Annotated in this window: 19 protein-coding genes and 1 pseudogene; 10 read left to right on the plus strand and 10 right to left on the minus strand. The window is 69.6% G+C overall.

The window, feature by feature from the left end; genetic code table 11:
• The first annotated feature begins 115 nt into the window (after nt 1–115).
• The 5 genes from WFI00_RS13065 to WFI00_RS13085 all read left to right on the plus strand — a co-directional run bounded on the left by WFI00_RS13065 (nt 116) and on the right by WFI00_RS13085 (nt 3860).
• Complete coding sequence (locus tag WFI00_RS13065) at nt 116–1600, plus strand: bifunctional hydroxymethylpyrimidine kinase/phosphomethylpyrimidine kinase (protein ID WP_336632737.1); 1485 nt, start codon at nt 116–118, stop codon at nt 1598–1600.
• Between the two features lie 59 nt (nt 1601–1659).
• Nucleotides 1660–2472 (plus strand): hypothetical protein, encoded by an 813-nt coding sequence (locus tag WFI00_RS13070; protein ID WP_336632736.1) that lies wholly within the window; start codon nt 1660–1662, stop codon nt 2470–2472.
• 8 nt (nt 2473–2480) lie between these two features.
• Nucleotides 2481–3059, plus strand: a complete 579-nt coding sequence (locus tag WFI00_RS13075) for a CGNR zinc finger domain-containing protein (protein ID WP_336632735.1) — start codon at nt 2481–2483, stop codon at nt 3057–3059.
• A 172-nt stretch (nt 3060–3231) separates the two neighbouring features.
• Nucleotides 3232–3567, plus strand: coding sequence for an ArsR/SmtB family transcription factor (locus WFI00_RS13080; protein ID WP_336632734.1), 336 nt, complete (start codon nt 3232–3234; stop codon nt 3565–3567).
• Nucleotides 3564–3860: a hypothetical protein gene (locus WFI00_RS13085; RefSeq protein ID WP_336632733.1), complete on the plus strand. Its 297-nt coding sequence runs from the start codon at nt 3564–3566 to the stop codon at nt 3858–3860. The genes WFI00_RS13080 and WFI00_RS13085 overlap by 4 nt, the downstream gene beginning before the upstream one ends.
• A gap of 76 nt (nt 3861–3936) precedes the next feature.
• On the opposite strand, the gene WFI00_RS13090 is transcribed toward WFI00_RS13085, so the two are convergent.
• Nucleotides 3937–4965: a GTP-binding protein gene (locus WFI00_RS13090; RefSeq protein WP_336632732.1), complete on the minus strand. Its 1029-nt coding sequence runs from the start codon at nt 4963–4965 to the stop codon at nt 3937–3939.
• A 69-nt stretch (nt 4966–5034) separates the two neighbouring features.
• On the opposite strand from WFI00_RS13090, the gene ykgO reads away from it, so the two are divergent.
• Together ykgO and WFI00_RS13100 are read left to right on the plus strand one after the other, a co-directional pair.
• Complete coding sequence (gene ykgO, locus WFI00_RS13095) at nt 5035–5157, plus strand: type B 50S ribosomal protein L36 (protein WP_336632731.1); 123 nt, start codon at nt 5035–5037, stop codon at nt 5155–5157.
• A gap of 28 nt (nt 5158–5185) precedes the next feature.
• The gene (locus tag WFI00_RS13100) at nt 5186–6076 is read left to right on the plus strand and encodes a class I fructose-bisphosphate aldolase (RefSeq protein WP_336632730.1); all 891 of its coding nucleotides are present in this window, start codon (nt 5186–5188) and stop codon (nt 6074–6076) included.
• Between the two features lie 218 nt (nt 6077–6294).
• Here the strand turns inward: WFI00_RS13100 and WFI00_RS13105 are convergent, their stop codons facing one another.
• Nucleotides 6295–7002, minus strand: coding sequence for an SDR family NAD(P)-dependent oxidoreductase (locus WFI00_RS13105; RefSeq protein WP_336632729.1), 708 nt, complete (start codon nt 7000–7002; stop codon nt 6295–6297).
• A 101-nt stretch (nt 7003–7103) separates the two neighbouring features.
• On the opposite strand from WFI00_RS13105, the gene WFI00_RS13110 reads away from it, so the two are divergent.
• Complete coding sequence (locus WFI00_RS13110; RefSeq protein WP_336632728.1) at nt 7104–7793, plus strand: GntR family transcriptional regulator; 690 nt, start codon at nt 7104–7106, stop codon at nt 7791–7793.
• A gap of 316 nt (nt 7794–8109) precedes the next feature.
• Here the strand turns inward: WFI00_RS13110 and WFI00_RS13115 are convergent, their stop codons facing one another.
• From WFI00_RS13115 to WFI00_RS13135, 5 genes are all read right to left on the minus strand, one after another.
• Complete coding sequence (locus tag WFI00_RS13115) at nt 8110–8949, minus strand: sucrase ferredoxin (RefSeq protein ID WP_336632727.1); 840 nt, start codon at nt 8947–8949, stop codon at nt 8110–8112.
• Nucleotides 8950–9073: 124 nt separating this feature from the next.
• Nucleotides 9074–10000 (minus strand): ABC transporter substrate-binding protein, encoded by a 927-nt coding sequence (locus WFI00_RS13120; RefSeq protein WP_336632726.1) that lies wholly within the window; start codon nt 9998–10000, stop codon nt 9074–9076.
• Nucleotides 9997–10854 (minus strand): ABC transporter ATP-binding protein, encoded by an 858-nt coding sequence (locus tag WFI00_RS13125; protein ID WP_336632725.1) that lies wholly within the window; start codon nt 10852–10854, stop codon nt 9997–9999. Before WFI00_RS13125 ends, WFI00_RS13120 begins: the two co-directional genes overlap by 4 nt.
• On the minus strand, nt 10851–11813 hold the full coding sequence (locus WFI00_RS13130) for a FecCD family ABC transporter permease (RefSeq protein WP_336632724.1): 963 nt from the start codon (nt 11811–11813) through the stop codon (nt 10851–10853). The genes WFI00_RS13125 and WFI00_RS13130 overlap by 4 nt, the downstream gene beginning before the upstream one ends.
• 77 nt (nt 11814–11890) lie before the next feature.
• The gene (locus WFI00_RS13135; protein WP_336632723.1) at nt 11891–12940 is read right to left on the minus strand and encodes an iron chelate uptake ABC transporter family permease subunit; all 1050 of its coding nucleotides are present in this window, start codon (nt 12938–12940) and stop codon (nt 11891–11893) included.
• A gap of 337 nt (nt 12941–13277) precedes the next feature.
• On the opposite strand from WFI00_RS13135, the gene WFI00_RS13140 reads away from it, so the two are divergent.
• Together WFI00_RS13140 and WFI00_RS13145 are read left to right on the plus strand one after the other, a co-directional pair.
• Nucleotides 13278–15092: a flavin-containing monooxygenase gene (locus WFI00_RS13140; RefSeq protein WP_336632722.1), complete on the plus strand. Its 1815-nt coding sequence runs from the start codon at nt 13278–13280 to the stop codon at nt 15090–15092.
• A 28-nt stretch (nt 15093–15120) separates the two neighbouring features.
• Nucleotides 15121–16008: pseudogene (locus tag WFI00_RS13145) on the plus strand (cyclase family protein).
• An 82-nt stretch (nt 16009–16090) separates the two neighbouring features.
• Here WFI00_RS13145 and WFI00_RS13150 read toward each other — a convergent pair.
• Genes WFI00_RS13150 through WFI00_RS13160 form a run of 3 tightly spaced genes read right to left on the minus strand, consistent with a single transcriptional unit; the run spans nt 16091 to nt 19048 of the window.
• The gene (locus WFI00_RS13150; RefSeq protein ID WP_336632721.1) at nt 16091–17086 is read right to left on the minus strand and encodes a VOC family protein; all 996 of its coding nucleotides are present in this window, start codon (nt 17084–17086) and stop codon (nt 16091–16093) included.
• A 14-nt stretch (nt 17087–17100) separates the two neighbouring features.
• Nucleotides 17101–18114: a 4-hydroxy-2-oxovalerate aldolase gene (dmpG, locus tag WFI00_RS13155; protein ID WP_336632720.1), complete on the minus strand. Its 1014-nt coding sequence runs from the start codon at nt 18112–18114 to the stop codon at nt 17101–17103.
• Between the two features lies 1 nt (nt 18115).
• On the minus strand, nt 18116–19048 hold the full coding sequence (locus tag WFI00_RS13160) for an acetaldehyde dehydrogenase (acetylating) (RefSeq protein WP_336632719.1): 933 nt from the start codon (nt 19046–19048) through the stop codon (nt 18116–18118).
• Between the last annotated feature and the right edge of the window lie 28 nt (nt 19049–19076).

The following is a 19076-nucleotide window of genomic DNA, read 5'->3' on the forward strand; positions in this document are numbered from 1 at the left end:
CGCCGGATCGCCCGCGGCTTCACCAACTACGACAACTACCGGCTCCGCATGCTCCTGATCGCCGGCGGACTTGACCCCCTCACCCCCACCTAGAATGCGCAGAGCCGGTTTCGGGATGGCGGTCGTGACGGCGCTGGTGGCGCAGAACACGCACGGGGTGCGCTCCGTGCACGTGCCCCCGGTGGCCTTCCTGGCCGAGCAGCTCGATGCCGTGTCCGACGATGTCGAGATCGACGCGGTGAAGATCGGGATGCTCGCCACGACCGAGGTGATCGAGACGGTCACCGGCTGGCTCGACCGGGTGCGGCCGCCCCTGGTGGTGCTCGACCCGGTGATGGTCGCCACCAGCGGCGACCGGCTCCTGGACGCCGACGCGGAGGACGCTCTGCGTCGGCTGGTCTCGCACGCCGATCTGGTGACCCCGAACATCCCGGAGCTGGCGATCCTCGCCGACGCACCGGTCGCCGTCACCTGGGACGAGGTGCTTGCGCAGGCGGGCCGGGTCGCCCTGGATCGCGGGGTGCGGGTGCTCGCCAAGGGCGGACACCTCTCGGGCGCCGAGATGCCCGACGCGCTCGTCGAAGCCGTCGACGGGACCGTCGTGGTGACGGAGTTCCCCGGCATCCGGGTCGAGACCCGGAACACCCACGGAACGGGCTGCTCCCTGTCGTCGGCGCTCGCGACGCGCATCGCCGCGTCGGGGGACTGGGTGCGCGCGACGCGGGAGTCGAAGCGGTGGCTCACCGAGAGCATCCGCCACGGCGCCGAGCTCGCCGTCGGAGCCGGGCACGGGCCGGTCAGCCACTTCGCGGGGTTGTGGGCCCGCGGCGGCACTGTGACTGCACCGGCTCCGGCCGAGGTGGAGGCGGAGTGGTGGGACGGGACCGCCGGCATCCGCGCCGATATCGATGAGCTGCCGTTCGTGCGCGGGCTCGGGGCGGGCACGCTGGATCGCGACGCGTTCCTGCGCTACCTCGCCCAGGACGCCCTCTATCTGCGCGACTACTCCCGGGTGCTCGCCGACGCGTCACGCCTCGCCCCCACCTCGGCGGAGCAGGCGTTCTGGGCCGGATGCGCAGAGGGCTCGATCGCCGGCGAGCTGCAGCTGCATGAGAGCTGGCTCACCGACGAGGCCCTGCGGTCGGCCGAGCCCGATCCCGTGACGACGGCGTACCTGAACCACCTCCTTGCGACCGCCGCGCGCGGCGACTACGGCGTGCTCGTCGCCGCGCTGTTGCCCTGCTTCTGGATCTACCAGGACGTCGGCGAACGCCTGCAGCGGCTCTCGCATCCGGAGCATCCCTACCGCTCCTGGCTTGACACCTACGCCGACCCCGCCTTCGCGGCATCCACCCGCACCGCCATCGACACCGTCACCCGACGAGCCGCTGCCTCCGACGGGGCGACGCGGGGCGCGATGTGGAACGCATTCCGGCTGTCCTCGGAGCATGAGCGGGCCTTCTTCGCCGCACCGGAGATCGACGGGGGCGCGGCGCCGAACGGAAGAGCACCCGATCGTGGTTCCGGAGGCGGTGCTGGCCGTGCCGGAGATGGGTCACGGGTTCACGCCCCGTTAGCCGGAGAATCCGAGACCTGCTGAGGGCTCGGGCGTCGGCGTTGCCTCGTCTGTGTCCGTGGTCCGTGTCACGCTGGCGCTGTGTGACGGCACAGGGAGGCAACATGTTCGGCGTCATCAAAGCGGTTCCCGAGGCGATCAAGACCTGGACGGAGAATCGAGAGCAGCTGTACAACCTGACGGGCTGCGCAGCGGCTGCGCTCGTCGTGGTTTCCCTGATGAATGGAAACCGCCCGCTGGAGTCCATCGCCGCGATTGCTCGCGGCTTCGGGCTCTCGCCGATCGCGGACTGGCTGACCGTCTCTGCTCCGCCGATCGTCGCGTCGCGCGTCGACGCCGTCAACGCCGTCGCCGTGTTCCTCGTGATGCTGTTGCTGATCGGCATGGTCGTCATCCCTGTGTGGCGAGGCAGGCGCGACGACGACGCGTTGTTCGGCTACGAGATGCTTCCGCTGATCGGATCTCCCGCAGCAGCGAGCGTCTGGGTGTTGCTCGCCGTCGCTGCGCAGCACGGTCAGCTGGGGCCCGTTCTCCTCAGATGGGGGAGTGCCGGGGTTCAGGTGGGCATGTGGACGCTGATCGGCTTCGCGCTCGTCGGCGGGCTGTACCTCATCGCGTCGCGATACGGGTTCGGTGACCTCATCGGCCTCGTGCTGCTCCCCCTGGGAATGGTCGCGTACCGACTGCTCTGCGGCATCCTGTTCGCCTTCTTCGCGGTGTTCCTGGCCGCCGTCGCGCTTCCGTTCGCCGTCTTCGGATGGATGAGCGGGCTCGAGGGCGACCACAGCCGCAGGATCCGCGCGGATATCGCTCGTGAGCGATCCGAACGGGAACGCCAACCGAGCGGTGCGAGCTTCCGCGCGGGCGGCCCCGGCGTCGCTCCGGGGGCGATATGACCAGTTCGGTGACACCTGCCCGCGCATCGGTCGACGAAGCGCAGGAACCGTCGGCGGAGTCGCTCGAGCGCCTCGCCTCCCGCTACACCGCGACTCTCAGCCGCCGCCTCGGCGCTGATCCGTTCGATCGCCTGACCACCCCGGAGAGACTGCGGCTGTGGCCTGCCGCCAACGGCCTCGACCCCGAACAGGAGCCCACGACCGCAGACCTGGCGGAGGCGATCGCGTTGCGTGAAACGGTCTACCGGCTCGGAGCCGCCATCGCGGGCGACCTCGTCCGTGACCCACCCGACTCTCGCCTCCTCAACGCGGCGGCTGCGGCCGGCCATCCCGTCCCCGAGCAGACCGGGACGGGGATGCGGTGGCGCCTGGACGGTCCGCGCCCGGTGCGCGCTGCCCTCGCCGTCATCGCCCGCGACGTCATCGCGCTCCTCGGCGGTGACGACGCCGGACGGGTCAAGACCTGCGACGGCGTCGACTGCGCCGGTCTGTATCTCGACACGAGCCGGGGCGACAACCGCCGCTGGTGCTCGATGAACACCTGCGGCAACAAGAACAAGAAGAGCCGGATGCGCGCGCACCCATGATGGACGGAATGAGACCTGCTGAGGTGGGTGACGGCGACGGGGGCGGTTCCGGCGACGCAGGCAGGTGACGCGTCCGGCGAGCACCGTCGCGGCTGACGGGTGCGGCGCGAGAACGCATCTCAATAGCTATAGTCATATTGCAATCTGTTTATACGTGTGATGGGATCGAGACGTGCGCGGGGAACCGGGACTTGCCGATGCGGCGCAGCTGTTCAAAGTGCTCGGCAACGAGTCGAGGCTCTGGCTGCTGCGGCTCATCGGCGAGGATCCGAGAACCGTGAATGCGCTGGCGGAGGCGACGGGAATGTCGCAGCCGTTGGTCTCGCAGCACCTGCGTTCGCTGCGTCAGTCGGGCCTGGTGGCCGCGATGCGCAGCGGCAAGGAGGTCACGTACGAGGTGGCCGACGTGCACGTGTCGCACGTCGTCGCCGACGCGCTCGCGCACGTCCAAGAGCCCACCGCACCCGACCGGGCGGCGGAATCATCACGGAAGGAACAGAGAGCATGACCCTGGCATACACCCACGCCGAGCACAGCGTCGCGGAGCACGCGCACGGCGCCGACTGCGGCCACGAGGCCGTCCCGCACGGCGATCACGTCGACTACCTGCACGGCACGCACCGGCACGCAGAGCACGGTGACCACTACGACGAGCACGAGTCCGTCGCTGAGCACACCCCGGCCGACCACGCGCACGGCGCCGACTGCGGCCACGAGGCCGTCGAGCACGGCGATCACGTCGACTACGTCCACGACGGGCACAAGCACGCCGTCCACGGCGAGCACTACGACGAGCACTGATCAGCGCTCGCGCACAGGGGGGCGTCCCGCTTCGGCGGCACGTCCCCCTCGTCGTGCCGGCTCGCGTCGCGACGGCTCAGTCCGCTCGGTCGCCCGCCGTCTGCCAGGCCGGGAACGGGTCGGGGAAGCCCGCCCAGGCGGTCGAGCCCGCCGCCAGCTCGGCGTCGGTCAGCGCGGCGTCGTCCAGGGCTGACGTCAGCCGCTCGAGGTCCAAGTGCACGCCGATGAGAGCAAGATCCTGCCCGACCGCGAGCAGCTCCTCGTCATCCGTCAGTCTGTCGTCGCCGACGAGCGGGTGCAGGGAGAACATCCGGCCGGCGTGCTCCCACTGCGCGGTGACGTGCGGGCGGGTCGCGAGCCGACAGAATCCGGCTGAGCGCACCAGGGTGCCGAACTCCCCGGCCTCGATCCGGTCGAGCAGCGTCATGAGGCGCCCCGGATGCAGCGGCCGCACCTGCTCGTAGCGGAATGCGCTGACGCGGGGGTCGGTCATGTGCGGCGCGAAGTCCCCGTTGAGCATGCTCACCCAGCCGGGCCGGGGCTGCTCTACCGCGCGGGAGTCGGTCGCACTGACATCCTCGATCGCGCGACGATCCAGCCGCAGTCGCGCGAACGGGCTGAGGTGGCTGACCAACGCCATGATCGTCGCGAGCTCGACCGGGGGCAGCGCCTCCCATCCGACGAACACGATCGTGGAGGCGTACTCGATCTGCAGGACGGTCAACAGCGGGCGCGCGGTCATCGGCGCCGCGATGCCGCTGTCCGCGTCGCGCAGCGGCAGGTAGTCGTCGCGGCGCAGGTCATCGAGCAGATGCGTCGCGTCGACGACGCAGACGAGGCCGAGGAGGCGGGTGTGCTCCGCCTGATCGGCGAACGTCCCGATCAGCTCCGTCGCCACCACCTCGTCGGGCAGTTCGACGACCGCGCCCACCGCCGGGTCGGCCCACGACGCGAGCACGGCGGCCTCCTGCGCCGGGTCGGGTGAGCCGGCGAAGTGCGACGCGGGGAAGAAGGCCCGGTTCGTCAGCTGCGCCAGCCGTCTCGCATAGCGCAGCCGCTCCGGCCCGCACGCGCCGACGACCGCGATCACGCCCACTGCATCCACCGTTGTTTCTCCGCTCTGCTCGCTGACGGTATCATCCCTAATGATAATCGTTCTCACAAAGGAGCCGTCATGAAGGTTCGCGCCTCGATCAAGTCGCTGAAGAACCAGCCCGGAGCGCAGGTCGTGCGCCGTCGCGGCCGGGTCTACGTCATCAACAAGCTCACCCCGCGTTTCAAGGGCCGCCAGGGCTGACCCGTCCGCTCGAGCCGAGGAGACCCGGATGCCCGATACCGAGCAGCTGACCCGTTTCCAGACCGGGGAGGGGTTTCTCGCCGCTCTGGATCAGAGCGGCGGCGACACCCCGACGGCGCTCGCCCTGTCCGGGGTCGATGACGCGCAGCACGCGGGGGAGGGGGAGATGTTCGACCTCATCCGCGCCGTCCGCACCAGGGTGATCACCAGCCCGGTGTTCACGAACGAGCGGATTCTCGGGGCGATCCTGGTCGAGGGCACCCTCGACCAGGAGGTCGACGGGCGTGGCATCGCCGAGTACCTGTGGGCGGTGAAGGGCATCCTGCCGTTCCGGAAGATCGATGCGGGGCTGAATCGGGTCCGCGACGGTGTACAGACGATGCGCGAGATCCCGGGCCTGGACGCGCTCCTCGCCCGCGCCGCGGGGCGGGGGACCTTCGGCACGAGGGAGCGGTCGGTCATCCATGCCGCGAACAGGGCCGGGATCGAGCTGGTCGTGACGCAGCAGGTCCGCGTCGCGGAGCATGTCCTGGCCGCGGGGCTCGTGCCGATCCTCGAGCTCGAGGTCGACGTCCACGCACCCGACAAGGCGGAGGCCGAGGAACTGCTGAAGGCGGTGCTGCTGCGCGAGCTGGATGTGCTCGCCGGGTCGGAGAAGGTCGCGATCGCGGTGACCATCCCGAGCGTCGACGGCTTCTACGCCGACCTGATCGCCCATCCCCGTGTCGCCCGCGTCGTGGCCCTGTCGGGCGGCTCCGACCGCGACGACGCGAACGCACGGCTCGCCCGCAACCCCGGACTGATCGCGAGCTCCAGCGGTGCGCTGCTCGAGGGGCTTACGGTGCACCAGCCGGGCGACGAGTTCGACCGGACCCTGGGTGACTCCATCGAGTCGATCCATCGTGCGTCCACCGTGTGACGGGGCATCGCAGCGCGAGGGCTCGCAAGATCCACGACGGTTGTCGCGAGTGACGCGTGTCGGAAGCAGGCCCAGATACAGCTGGGGCGGCGGTCTGCGTAGGTGCCGCGGGGTCGAGCCTGCTTCTGACACGTCCGCGTCGACGAGGATGCTCGCGGGGGCGCTGGGCGCGACATGGATCGGCGAGGTGGCGCCGTGCTCCGTGACGCCGAGGGCGCTCACCAGGGGATGGTCGCCCCGGTGCGGTCGAGGTACTGCAGCCCCGGCGTGCCCCGCTGCGCTTCGACGGTGTCGACCAGGGGAGGGATGCTGTCGCCGATCTCGAGCCTCGCGTGTGGACCGCCGAGGGTCGTCCTCACCCAGCCCGGGGCCATCAGCAGGATGCTGCGGGCATCACCGGCGTGACGCACCGCGTAGCTGCGCATCAGCTGGTTGAGAGCCGACTTCGTCGCACGGTAGACCTCGAAGCCCGCCGAGGTGTTGTCGGCGATGCTCCCCTGGCCGGAGGACATCACGGCGATCGTCCCGGTGGGGGAGACGAGGCCTTGGAGCGCCTCGACCGCACGCATCACGCCGAGGGCGTTCGTGACCATCATCCGGGCGAAGTCGTCGGTCGAGATCTGGACGGCGATGTCCTCCATGGGCGCCAGCGAGATGCCGGCGACGACGAAGAGCAGATCGAACTCGCGCCCGGTGAGGCGTCCGGCGAGGGCGTCGAGCTGGTCGGGGTCGTCGATGTCGACGTGCTCGATCTCGACCGAGTCGCCGACGCGGGCCGCGAACTCATGGAGCGGTGTGAGGTCGTCGCCCCGGACGGTACCGACGGCGTCCGCTCCTCGGGAGACATACTCCTCCACGATCGCCTCTCCCAGCCCCCGCGATGCGCCGACGATCAGCACGGATTTCTTCGGCGTCTGTCCGGCCATGATCGGTCTCTTCCTTTCGCTATACAGCGCAGTATACAAAGCGACTCCGTGGATGCAACGCTTCCGGAAGAGGGGACGGACGTGTGCGGGATACTGGGGTCATGAGCAAGCGGGGCGATGAGGTGTACCGCGTGCTGCTGGATGAGATCGTGCGGCAGGTGCTCCCGCCCGGGTCGCTCCTTCCGGAGGAGGAGATCGCCACGCGGCTCTCCGTCTCACGCACACCGGTTCGCGACGCGCTGACGCGCCTGAAGCTCGACGGGCTGGTGGCGCAGAGACCCGGCGGGATCGCGGTGGTGACCGCGATCGACACCGAGCGCACGATCGAGATCTTCCAGCTCATCGATGCCCTCGAGACGTACATGGTCCAGCTGGTGGCCCACGCTCCGGAGCACGAGGAGTTCAGGACGGTCGCCTCCGCCTACCGTCGGCTGCTCGACGAGGCCGGGTCGGATGCACCGGACCTCGACGATGTCCTCGCCGTGAACGATCGGTTCGACGAGATGCTGGCCGCCGTCGTCTCGAACCGACTGCTGATCGCCCCGCTCGCCGCCAGTCGCAGCTCCTTGATGCGCCTCCGGATGCAGGTCCGGCAGGACGTGGACCTGATCCGTCGAGCAGTGGAACTTCGCGCCGACGAATGCGACGCCATCGCCGACGGCGACGCGGATGCGGCCGCCGACATCAGCCATCGGCGCATCGCCGAGGCCCTCCGCCACGCGCTGCAGCGTCTCGCGCTCGACGCGACCAACGCGATCCCGAGGCCCGCGCTGACGACGCCGCACGGGTGATCTCCGGGAACGTCACTCCGTGAAGGACGTGTGAGCTGTCGACGGGGTGCCCTGGGCCGCGGCGCGCACGGGCGGGATGGGGCGTCTGGCCGACCGGCCCGCCGGCAGACCGCGTCGGGCTGGCCGCGTGCGGCGCACTTCGGGTGGCGGAAGCAGGCTGTAACGCAGGTGGAGTGGCGGTGAGTGTCGTTGCCGGTCGGTTGAGCCTGCTTTTGACACGCGCGGCCGTCGACCGTGCTGCGGAGGACGGGGCGGCGGAGGCTGATCCTCGCGAAGCTCCGCGCCGAGGGGCGGGCCGGCGTCCGGCACGCGCCACCTATGCCGGAAGCGGCTCCAGCCGTGCCGACGTCCAGGACTCCCACGTGTCCGGTCGATCGAGGTGGCCGCACTCGTGGAATACGCCGCCGTCGAGGACCGGCGCTTCCTGGAGCTCGGCGTGGAAGAGCTCTCCGTCACAGCGCAGCGTCACGGTCGCCGCTTCCGCCGTCTCCTCGCTCCTGATGATCTCGACGGCCTGGAGACTGTCCGCGCCGGTCGCTACGCGTGCCGCGTGCTCCGCGGCCTGTTCGGCCATCGTCCGGGACGAACGTCCCCGGTAGGTGGACAGCTCGAGGCGCCCCCGAAGGTAGGCGTCGATCGGTGCATCCGCCGTGGCGGGGGTCAGCCTGCTGAAGTACAGACCCTCGGGCAGGATCACCATGTTCGCGGCGTAGCGATCTCCGCCGATGTGGGTGCATTCCCAGACGTCGGCGTCGGTCCGGCCCCGCACGGCGCGATGGACGGGGCGCCCGAACTCGGCGCAGCACGCGTCGCGCTTCCCGTGCGTGCAGACCAGCACGACCGGCGCGTGCGGCACCGACCCGACGTCGGGCTCGCGCTCTGCGATCGATGGAACGAGCCCCGTGAGTTCGTCGAGACCCGAGATCGACACCTGGCGGACCCACGGAGCGCGCCCCGCGCTCCACGCGAGGAAGGCCGTACGCGGGCCTTCTGTCGGTGCGCGGCCGGCCCGGCGGCGGATGAGGACGACGCGGATGCCGTCCAGGTCCGCGTCTCGGAGTGCTCCCGAGAGCGCCTCGACGACGGCCTCGCGGCCCCACGGCCCCGCGTGCTCGACGGCGAGCCATCCGCGCGCGTATCCGGCCCGGCCCGCCATCGACTCCGACAGGGCGGATGAGCGAACCGCGCAGGCCTGCTCGCGGCGGCTCGTCCGCCCCGGATCGATGACCGACGGTCCTGCCCAGCAGACGCTCGACGCGTCCGCCGGGCAGGAACGACGATCAGGCGCTGCCGAACTCATCCAGCATGCGCTGCGCGGTCAGCACGTTTCCGAAGAGGAAGTCGCTGGAGGGGAGCTTCGTCACCTCGGCGTTCGCGAACAGCGGGTTGGTCAGGAGGGCGTTCACCGCGTCATCCGTGCCCGCGTCGACGAGGACGAGCACCCGATCGGCGACGAGGAGGTCGACGTTCTCCAGGCTGACGGTGACGGTGGTCTTCTCCGTGCCGCCGGCTTCCTGCGTCGCCGGCGCCGTGTAGCCGAGTTCCTTCAGCACGGACCAGGCGAACGACCCGTCGCGCGTCATGTAGCGCACCTGGTCCGAACGCACGCGTACGACGCTCAGCGTCGTGCCGTCGGCGCCGGCGGCGTCGTCGGCCTTCGCGAGGGCGGCGTCGTAGGAGGCCAGGAGCTCGTCCGCCTGCGGGGTGCGATCCAGTGCCTCTGCGACCTGGTTGAGGGTGTCGCGCCAGCCGACCTCTGTGTAGGTGATCGCCACGGTCGGCGCGATCTCGCTGGCGCGGTCGTAGACCTCGCGGTCGGCGTCGGAAAGGACGTGCATGATGACCAGATCCGGCTCGGCGGCGAGGAGCGCCTCGTAGTCCACCTCGCCTTCCGCGCCTGCCAGATTGGCGGGCTCGGTCTCCAGCTTCTCGTCCACGACCTTCGAGTAGTCGCCGGTCAGCGGAGGCTTCACCGCGGCGACCGGCTGCACGCCGAGTGCGACGACGGCCTCCATGACGCGATCGCCGTCGAGCACGGCCACGCGATCCGTGCTTGCGACCTCGGTGCTGCCGAACGCGTGCTCCACGGTCCGGGTGCTCGCGGACGCGGCGGGGGTCTCCTCCGTGGCGCCCGAGGCGCACCCCGTCACCAGGAGCGCGGCGGCGAGCGTCGCGGCGATTCCCAGGAGAGTTCGTCGAATGGTCATGATCCTCTTTTCTGTGTTGCGGGGGGTGTGGTGAGTGGCGCGGCGAGAGGTGCGCGATCGTCGGCCCGACCGATCGGGATCACCAGCGGTGCTCCCGAGATCGGGTCGGCGATGACGTGCACCGGCAGGCCGAAGCACTCTCCGATGAGGTCGGGGGTGACCACGTCGCGCGGCGGGCCGCTGGCGACGACGGCTCCATCGCGCATCGCGACGAGGTGGGTGGCGTAGCGCGCAGCCTGGTTCAGCTCGTGGAGCACGGCCACGACGGTCCGGCCCGCGCGGTGCAGATCGGTCAGGAGCTCCATCAGCTCGATCTGGTGCGCGATGTCGAGGTAGGTGGTGGGTTCGTCCAACAGCAGATACGGGGTCTCCTGGGCCAGCAGCATGGCGATCCACACCCGCTGACGCTGCCCGCCGGACAGCTCGTCGACGTAGCGGTCGGCGAGGTCGAGGACGCCCGCGGCGGTCATCGCCTCCGTGACGGCGGTCGTGTCCTGCGGGGACCACTGCCGCCACACACTCTGATGCGGGTGCCTGCCCCGCGCGACGAGGTCGGTGACCTTGATGGCATCCGGAGAGATCGACGACTGCGGCAGCATCCCCAGTCTGCGGGCGAGGTCCTTGCTCTTCATCCGGTGGACGTCGGCCCCGTCCAGGAGGACCCGGCCCTGCTGCGGGCTCAGAAGCCGGGCGAGAGCGCGCAGCAGCGTCGACTTTCCGCACGCGTTCGGCCCAACGATGACCGTCAGACCGCCGGTCGGGATGTCGAGGTCGAGGTCCTCGGACACCGTCCGGCCCTCGTATCCGAGGGTGAGGCCTTCCGCCCGCAGAGCGGGTCCGCCAACGGAGTTCATGATCGACGTGCCTCTCTGATCAACAGCCACACGAGGTATCCGCCGCCGATGCACACGGTCACGACCCCGACGGGGAGGACGCGGTCGCCCAGTCCGTGCTGCGCGATCCAGTCGCTGAGCGACAAGAGCGCCGCCCCCATCAGTGCCGTCGTGATCATCGGCACATGCGCCGTTCCGGTGGCCCGACGCGCGACCTGCGGTGCGGCCAGCGCGATGAACATGATGAGGCCGGTGACGGCCACGGCCGACGCGCTGAGCGCGACGCCGAGCACGCTGATCCCCAGGGTGGCCCACCGCACCCGCACCCCGAGAGAGGCGGCCGTGTCCTCGCCCAGGGAGAGCGCCTTGAGGGATCTGGCGGAGATCGCCACGAACGGCAGCAGGACGGCGAGGGAGATCCCGACCTGCGCGACATCCGCGCCGGTCGCGCCGTTCAACGATCCCGTTCCCCAGACGGCGGCCGACATGGCGGTGTCCACGCGGGCGCGGAGCATCAGCCACGTGGTCATGGCGGAGAGGATCATGCTGACGGCGATCCCGATGATGATCAGCCGGAATCCGTGCACGCCGCGTCGGAAGGCGAGGAGGTACACCACGACCGCCGTGACGATGCCGCCGAGGAGGGCACCGGCCTGGACGACGCCTCGTCCGCCGCCGAACAGCAGGATGCTCAGGACCACCCCCGCGTACGCCCCGTTCGCGAAGCCGATGACATCCGGGCTCCCCAGCGGATTCCGCGTGAGCGACTGGAACATGGCGCCGCTGAGTGCAAGACCCGCCCCCGCGACGATCGCCAACAGGGCACGGGGGAGGCGCAGCTCCAGCACGGCATATCGCTCGGGCCGTGTTCCCTGCCCGACGAGGATCTCCAGAACGCGCATCCCGGAGACCTCGTATCGGCCGCTCCCCAACGCGACGAGGAACACCACGAGGATGACGGCGACGAGGATGCCCGTCACGATCGCCGTCCGAGGGGCCCGACCTGCGGCCCAGGAACGCCATCGCGCGCCCGACCGGGGGAGAGTCGCGGCGCCGGTCACAGCGAGACCGCCCTGCTCCTGCGGACGAGGACGATCAGGACGGGAGCCCCGATGAGGGCGACGACGATCCCCACCGGCATCTCGTCGGGGAGGACGATCACCCGTCCCAGCACGTCGGCGGCGAGGAGCAGCGACGGGGAGGCGAGGAGCGTCAGGCCGATGATCCATCGCTGGTCGGGTCCCGCCAGCGACCTGACCATGTGCGGCACCAGGAGTCCCACGAAGGCGATCGGGCCGACCACCGCGGTGACCGCGCCGCACAGCAGCGTCACCGCGACCACGCCCCACACCCGCACGGCGGTGACGTTCGTGCCGAAGGAGCGCGCCATGTCCTCACCGAGCGCGATCGCGTTGAGCGGACGCGCCAGGGCGATCGCGATCACCACCCCGACGGCGACGAAGGGGACCAGCTGCATCGTCAGCGACAGGTCGCGGTTGACCATGCTGCCCGCGTTCCAGTCCCGCAGCAGATCGAAGGTGCGCTGGTCCAGGAGCGTCACACCCGTGGCGACGCCGCTGAGGACCGCGCCGAACGCCACGCCCGCCACGGTCAGCCGAACCGGTGACGCTCCGGCTGGGCCCGCCGATCCGATCAGGAAGACCACGACCGCCGCCACGATGGCGCCGGCGAACGCGAACCACACGTACTGGGTGAACGACGTCATGCCCAGGCCCGCGATGGCCAGCGCCACGGCGAGATGGGCGCCGGAGTTGACCCCCAGGATCCCGGGATCGGCGAGGGGATTGCGGGTCAGGGCCATGATCAGGGCGCCCGCGACGCCCAGAGCGGCGCCCGCGACGACGCCGAGGACGGTCCGGGGGAGCCGCAGCTCGTGGATCACCCGCGCATCCTGCGAGCCGTCCGGGTTCCAGAGGAGTCGCCACACCTCATCCGGCGCCACGAATCGGGAGCCGACGGCGATGCTGAGGACGCACATGCCGCCGAGCAGCAGGACCAGGACCGCGACGGAGGCCGGGCGCAGCCACGCCTTCCGGGGTGTCGTCTGCGTGGGGGCGCTGCCCATCGTGAGTACCGACACCTGCACGGGTACTCCTCGTTGGGGATGCACGCATACGGCTCGTCGCCCGGCGCCGACGCGTGCTGGCTTCATCGGACTTAACTAAGGCTAAACTAACGAACTCGCCGACGCGGAATCGCCCTACCGGCCCATCCAGGGTCGCGTTCGTGTCGGAAGCAGGCTCGATCGGTCGTGGCGGGGGCGCCGGGTGCGGCTGTGGTCGATTCGGCCTGCCGTGCGCGCGGGATCCGCCGTGACGCGGGTCGGCGGCGGCCGCGATCCATTGACGGTGCGCAGGAGCGCCTGCTAGCGTGCTTTTAGTGAGCACAGTATGTGCACATAACGCACTAGCAAAGGAGCTGCTGTGGTGAATCCCGCTGTCCGCGCGACCGCGCTCGAAGGGGCGGAGCGCTGGCTGGGCGCCCTGAACAAGGCCCTGGCGAACGCTGATCGAGGCGCCCTCGAGGGCCTCTTCCTCGAGGAGACCTACTACCGAGACATGGGCGCGTTGACGTGGAACCTGAGGCAGGAGTCTCAGCGCGATCGAGTCCTCGATCTCATCCTCGCCAGCGCCGAGAGCACGCATCCGCGTGACTTCCGCGTGGACGGATCCAAGCCGACGGAACCGTTCTTCATGTCGGAGGAGCCGCGGGTGATCGAGGTGTTCCACCGCTTCGACATCGATGCGGGACAGGGGGACGGGCTGGCGTGGCTCGTCGAGGACGAGACCGCACCTGCAGGCTGGCGTGCGATGAATCTGCTGACCCGCCTGAGCGAGTTCCGCGACCGCCCGCCGACATGGCCGTACCGCGACCGGTTCGACGACACCCACCCCGACGTGCGGTGGAGCGAGTACCGCGCGCGTGAGAGCGCCTTCGCCGACACCGATCCCGATGTGCTGCTGGTGGGCGGTGGCCAGTTCGGCGTGTTCACGGCCGCGTGGCTCAACTACTACGGGGTCTCCAACGTCGTCGTCGACAAGCACGAGAACGTCGGCGACACGTGGCGCACGCGGTATGAGTCGCTCCTGCTGCATCAACCCCACGGCATGCTGCACTTCCCGTTCATGCCGTTCCCGAAGAGCTTCCCGGAGTACATCCCGAAGGACAAGCTCGCCGACTGGTTCCAGGCGTACGTGAACGCGATGGACATCAACTTCTGGACGTCGACGGAGTTCCTCGGGGGAACGTACGACGAGGACCAGGAACGCTGGACCGTGCAGGTGCGCACGAACGGCACGGTGCGCACGATGCATCCTCGCCACGTGATCCTCACCACGGGCGGCACGGAGAAGCCGAAGGTGCCGAACATCCCCGGGCTCGACACGTTCGCCGGGGAGGTCGTGCACTCGAGCCGATTCACCAGCGGCCGCGACTACACCGACAAGAACGTGCTCGTCGTCGGCACAGGGACCTCGGGTCACGATGTGGCCCTCGACGTGCACAAGCACGGCGGGCGCTCCGCGATTCTCCAGAGGTCGCCGGCGATCGTGCTCGACATCGCGACGGCGAACATGTCGTACGCGCCCTACAACCCCCGGATCATCCCGACGGAGCTCGTGGACGCGCGTTTCCTGGCCGGCTTGGTGTACCCGCAGCTGAAGGGCAACTTCCTCGCTCAGACCAAGATCGGCGACGAGATCGACAGGGAGCTGCATGAGGGGCTGCGCAACGCCGGGATGAAGATCTGGTCGGGCGATGGCGACCTCGGATTCTTCTACAACTACTTCAAGACCGGTGGCGGGTACTACCTCGACGTCGGCGCATCGAAGCGGATCATCGAGGGGGACATCCCCGTGATCCAGTACGACGACGTGGAGCGCTTCACCGAACACGGCCTGGTGTTGCGCGACGGCACGGAGCGCGCCCTCGACGCGGTCGTCCTGGCGACGGGATACGCGCCGATCGAGGGAGCGATCGCCGACTACTTCGGCGACGAGGTCGCCGACAAGGTCGGCAGGGTGTGGGGATTCGGCACGGACGGTGAGATCAACAACGTCTGGAAGCCGACCGCGCAGAAGGGGCTGTGGATCATGCTCGGCGCATTCCCGCAGGCCCGCTGGTATGCGCCGCACGTAGCCGCGCTGGTGACGGGACAGCTCATGGGCCTCGTCCCCGAGGAGTACGCGAACCCCGACCACCCGGCGCGCACCCCGCGCGAGCAGACTGTGAAGATCTGAGATCGTTCGAGCAAGGGAGCAGAAGGTCATGGAAGACGACAACTGGGGCCGCTGGGGCGAGGACGACCAGCGTGGAGCGCTCAATCTCCTCACGCCCGACGTGGTGCGCGCCGCGGTCGGGGCCGTCCGGACGGGCAAGGTCTACTCGCTCGCGATCCCGATCGCGCGACAGGGGCCGCACCTCGCCTTCCGCGGTGCGCCCCAGCGCCTCACCCTGACGAACTTCAGCGACGAGCGTCGCGTGTTCGTCGAAGGGTTCAACGGCACCCCCGGCACCGGTGCCAACGAGGACGTCGTCGTCATGGCGACGCACACGGCGACGCACATGGATGCGCTCGTGCACGTGTACTCCGACAAGCATCATTACAACGGGTTCCCCCACGACGCGGTGACTCCCTATCAGGGGGCGACGAACCTCAGCATCCAGAACGTCGGGGCGGTGGCCGCCCGCGGCATCCTCCTGGACATCTGCGCGCTGAAGGGCGTGGACCACCTCGACTTCGGCTAGGAGATCACCGCCGACGACGTCGAGGCGGCGCTCGAGCGGCAGGGGGTGGAGCTGAGAGCGGGGGACGCCGTACTGGTGCGCACCGGGTGGATCGACCTGTTCGCCACGACGCAGGAGTTCCGGCTGGATCAGGCCGGGCTCGGACTGTCCGCGATCCGTCTACTCAACAGCAAGGACGTGTCGCTCGTGGGTGCCGACAACACGACAGTGGAGGTTCAGCCCTGGTCCGAAGGTGTGTTCCTCGGCGGACACATCGAGTTCCTCGTGAAGGCCGGGGTCAATCTCATCGAGCACCTGTCGCTGAAGGCGCTCGCCGACGACGAGGCGTACGAGTTCCTGTTCGTCACCGCTCCGCTGCCGATCGAGGGTGGTACGGGCAGCCCCGTCGTGCCGATCGCGATCGCCTGACGACCAGAGGTCGCCCTCCGGCGTCCGTCCACGGTGAAGGCCCGCTCCCGGCTGGGGAGCGGGCCTTCCGGCTGTCACGGGGTCAGTCGCGAAGTCCGGCCGACCCCGTCGTCGCACGACCGCGGCTCCCGGGGCTGATGTCGATCGCCTCGCCGTACCAGGTCATGCCGTGCGGGATGTTCTCCGGCTGCCAGCCCACCGGCTCCCAATCGGGGTCGAACACGAGATAGCCGCCCGAGTACAGCTCGATGCGGTGACCTGAGCCGGGGTCGTGGACGTAGAGGTACATCGCCTGTCCGACGCCGTGCTTGCCGGGCCCGACTCCCCATTCGACGTCGAGGTCGCGGATGCGGTCGGCTGCGGTGAGCACATCGTGATAGTTCTCGAGATTGAAGGCGACGTGGTGCAGCTGGGCGTTCTGCTCGAGCCGGTTCACGCCGATGGCGACATCGTGCATCTGGTTGGTCACCGACATCCACGAGGCCATGAGGGTCGTGGGGTGGTCCGGCATCATGATGAACTCGCGGCGCTTGAGGCCCATCCGCTCCTGCAGCCAGGCCTCGGCCTGGTTGATGGTGCCGGGGCTGGTCTGGATGTTGAAGTGGTCCAGGCGCCGCACCCCGAGGCCTCGGCGCTTCGAACTGCTGGTCGGAAGCTTCGAGCGCTCGGATTCCTCGGCCAGCGGCTTGTCGATGTCGTAGTAGAACTCGAACGGGTGCTCGCTGAACGGCACGAGGAACCGGATCGCGGTGCCGCGCCCCGCCTCGTGTCCGCTGGGCACTTCGACGACCTCGATGTCCTGCTCGGCCAGCTCCTGCGCGAACAGCTCCACGTCCTGCGGACGCTGCACGCGGAAGCTGTAGGAGTTGACCCTCGCCTCATCCTGTCGGGTGAGCACGAGAGAGTGGTGCACGAGTTCCTGGTAGCCGCGCAGGTACGCGACCCCGTCGGTCTGCGCGACGACCTCCATGCCGAACAGGTCGCGGAAGAACCAGAGCGAGCGCTCCAGGTCCGTCGTGCCGAGGTCGATGGACCCGGCGTGGGCGATCCGCGGCCCCGGGTCGTAGGTCCGGCTCATCTGTGTTCCTTTCGTCAGTTCGACTGAGCCCGCAGGGTCAGTGCGATGTCGGTGAGCATGTCCTCCTGGCCGCCGACGAGGCCGCGGCGGCCGGCCTCGACGAGGATCTCGCGCGCGTCGACGCCGTAGGTGTCGGCCGCGGTCTCCGCGTGCCGCAGAAAGCTGCCGTACACGCCGGCGTAGCCGATCGTGAGCGTCGCGCGGTCGACCCGCACCGGACGGTCCTGCAGAGGGCGCACGAGATCGTCCGCCGCATCCTCGAGAGCGAACAGGTCGCACCCCGTCTGCCACCCGCGCAGGTTCGCGACGGCGACGAACGGCTCGATCGGTGCGTTGCCGGCCGCTGCGCCCTGCCCCGCGAGCGAGGCGTCGACACGGTCGGCGCCCTCCTCGACGGCCGCGATCGAGTTCGCGACGGCGAGCGAGAGGTTCTCGTGGGCGTGGATGCCGACCTGCGTGCCCGCGTCGAGCACGTCGCGATACGCCCGTACCCGGTCGCGGACGTCGTCCGTGGTCAGGCGCCCCGCGGAATCGGTGATGTAGACGCAGTGCGCCCCGTACGACTCCATGAGCGCCGCCTGCTTCGCCAACTCGGCGGGAGAGCTCATGTGCGCCATCATGAGGAAGCCCGACACGTCCATGCCGAGCTCTCGGGCCTGGGCGATGTGTTGGGCGGACACGTCGGCCTCGGTGCAGTGGGTGGCCACGCGGACCGACCCGACACCGAGGTCGCGGGCCCGGCGCAGGTCGTCGGCCGTGCCCACGCCGGGCAGCAGCAGTGTGGTGATGACCGCACGCTCTGCGTTCTCGACGGCGGCGGCGATCCACTCCCAGTCGGTGTGGCTGCCGGGTCCGTAGTTGAGGCTGGATCCCGCCAAGCCGTCTCCATGGGTGACCTCGATCGCCGGCACGCCGGCGCGGTCGAGTGCCCTGACGATCTCGCCGACCTTCTCGGGTGTGATCCGGTGTCGGATGGCGTGCATGCCGTCGCGCAGGGTCACGTCCTGCACGTAGATCCGCGTCGTCATGTCAGGCCACCCCCGTGCTCTGCGCCGCGATCCGCTCCGCGACGCGTACGGCCGCGGACGTCATGATGTCGAGGTTCCCCGCGTAGGCGGGGAGGTAGTGGGCGGCACCTTCGACCTCGAGGAACACCGATACCTTCGTGGTCGCCGGTCCCGCTCCCTCGGGGAGCAGGATCTGCACGGCATCGGGGTCGACGGGAGTGAACTGCACCTCCTGGACCAGCCGGTATCCGGGGACGTACTCGGCGACGTCGGCGATCATCCGTTCGATCGACTCGCGTACCTCGTCCTGATCGACCTCGCCGGTCAGACAGAAGACGGTGTCGCGCATGATCAGGGGCGGGTCGGCCGGATTCAGGATGATGATCGCCTTGCCCCGTCCGGCTCCGCCGACCGTCTCGATGGCCTGGGCCGTCGTCTCGGTGAACTCGTCGATGTTCGCGCGGGTTCCGGGGCCGGCCGAGGCGGATGCCACGGAGGCGACGATCTCGGCGTAGGGCACCGTCGTGACGCGCGAGACCGCGGCCACGATCGGGATCGTGGCCTGGCCGCCGCACGTGACCATGTTGATGTTCACGGCGTCGAGGTGGTCCCCCAGGTTGACCGGCGGCACGACGTAGGGACCGAGCGCGGCGGGGGTGAGGTCGACGAGCCTCTTGCCGTAGGGGGCGAGCCGTTCGGCGTTCGCGACGTGAGCGGCGGCCGACGTGGCATCCAAGACGATCTCGATGTCGTCGAATCCCGGCATCCCGATGAGGCCCTCGACGCCGTCGGCCGTCGTCGCGATGCCGAGGCGCTCGGCTCGGGCCAGGCCGTCGGACGCCGGGTCGATGCCCACCAGGGCGGCGACCGACAGGGTCTGCGACCCGCGGATGATCTTGAACATCAGATCGGTGCCGATGTTTCCGGATCCGATGATGGCGACGGGGGTCGTCATGGCGACTCCTCCTTCTCTCCTGGGGTGG

The sequence above is a fragment of the Microbacterium sp. MMO-56 genome, from assembly GCF_037146215.1.
In the GTDB taxonomy this organism is placed as follows: domain Bacteria; phylum Actinomycetota; class Actinomycetes; order Actinomycetales; family Microbacteriaceae; genus Microbacterium.

Excerpts from the sequence above, each read along its gene's own strand:
- WFI00_RS13115 (WP_336632727.1), bottom strand. The coding sequence starts at position 8,949 with ATGGCGGGCCGGGCCGGATACGCGCGCGGATGGCTCGCCGTCGAGCAC.
- WFI00_RS13085 (WP_336632733.1), top strand. The coding sequence starts at position 3,564 with ATGACCCTGGCATACACCCACGCCGAGCACAGCGTCGCGGAGCACGCG.
- WFI00_RS13160 (WP_336632719.1), bottom strand. The coding sequence starts at position 19,048 with ATGACGACCCCCGTCGCCATCATCGGATCCGGAAACATCGGCACCGAT.
- WFI00_RS13065 (WP_336632737.1), top strand. The coding sequence starts at position 116 with ATGGCGGTCGTGACGGCGCTGGTGGCGCAGAACACGCACGGGGTGCGC.
- WFI00_RS13105 (WP_336632729.1), bottom strand. The coding sequence starts at position 7,002 with ATGGCCGGACAGACGCCGAAGAAATCCGTGCTGATCGTCGGCGCATCG.
- WFI00_RS13125 (WP_336632725.1), bottom strand. The coding sequence starts at position 10,854 with ATGAACTCCGTTGGCGGACCCGCTCTGCGGGCGGAAGGCCTCACCCTC.
- WFI00_RS13120 (WP_336632726.1), bottom strand. The coding sequence starts at position 10,000 with ATGACCATTCGACGAACTCTCCTGGGAATCGCCGCGACGCTCGCCGCC.
- WFI00_RS13100 (WP_336632730.1), top strand. The coding sequence starts at position 5,186 with ATGCCCGATACCGAGCAGCTGACCCGTTTCCAGACCGGGGAGGGGTTT.
- ykgO (WP_336632731.1), top strand. The coding sequence starts at position 5,035 with ATGAAGGTTCGCGCCTCGATCAAGTCGCTGAAGAACCAGCCCGGAGCG.
- dmpG (WP_336632720.1), bottom strand. The coding sequence starts at position 18,114 with ATGACGACGCGGATCTACGTGCAGGACGTGACCCTGCGCGACGGCATG.
- WFI00_RS13150 (WP_336632721.1), bottom strand. The coding sequence starts at position 17,086 with ATGAGCCGGACCTACGACCCGGGGCCGCGGATCGCCCACGCCGGGTCC.
- WFI00_RS13110 (WP_336632728.1), top strand. The coding sequence starts at position 7,104 with ATGAGCAAGCGGGGCGATGAGGTGTACCGCGTGCTGCTGGATGAGATC.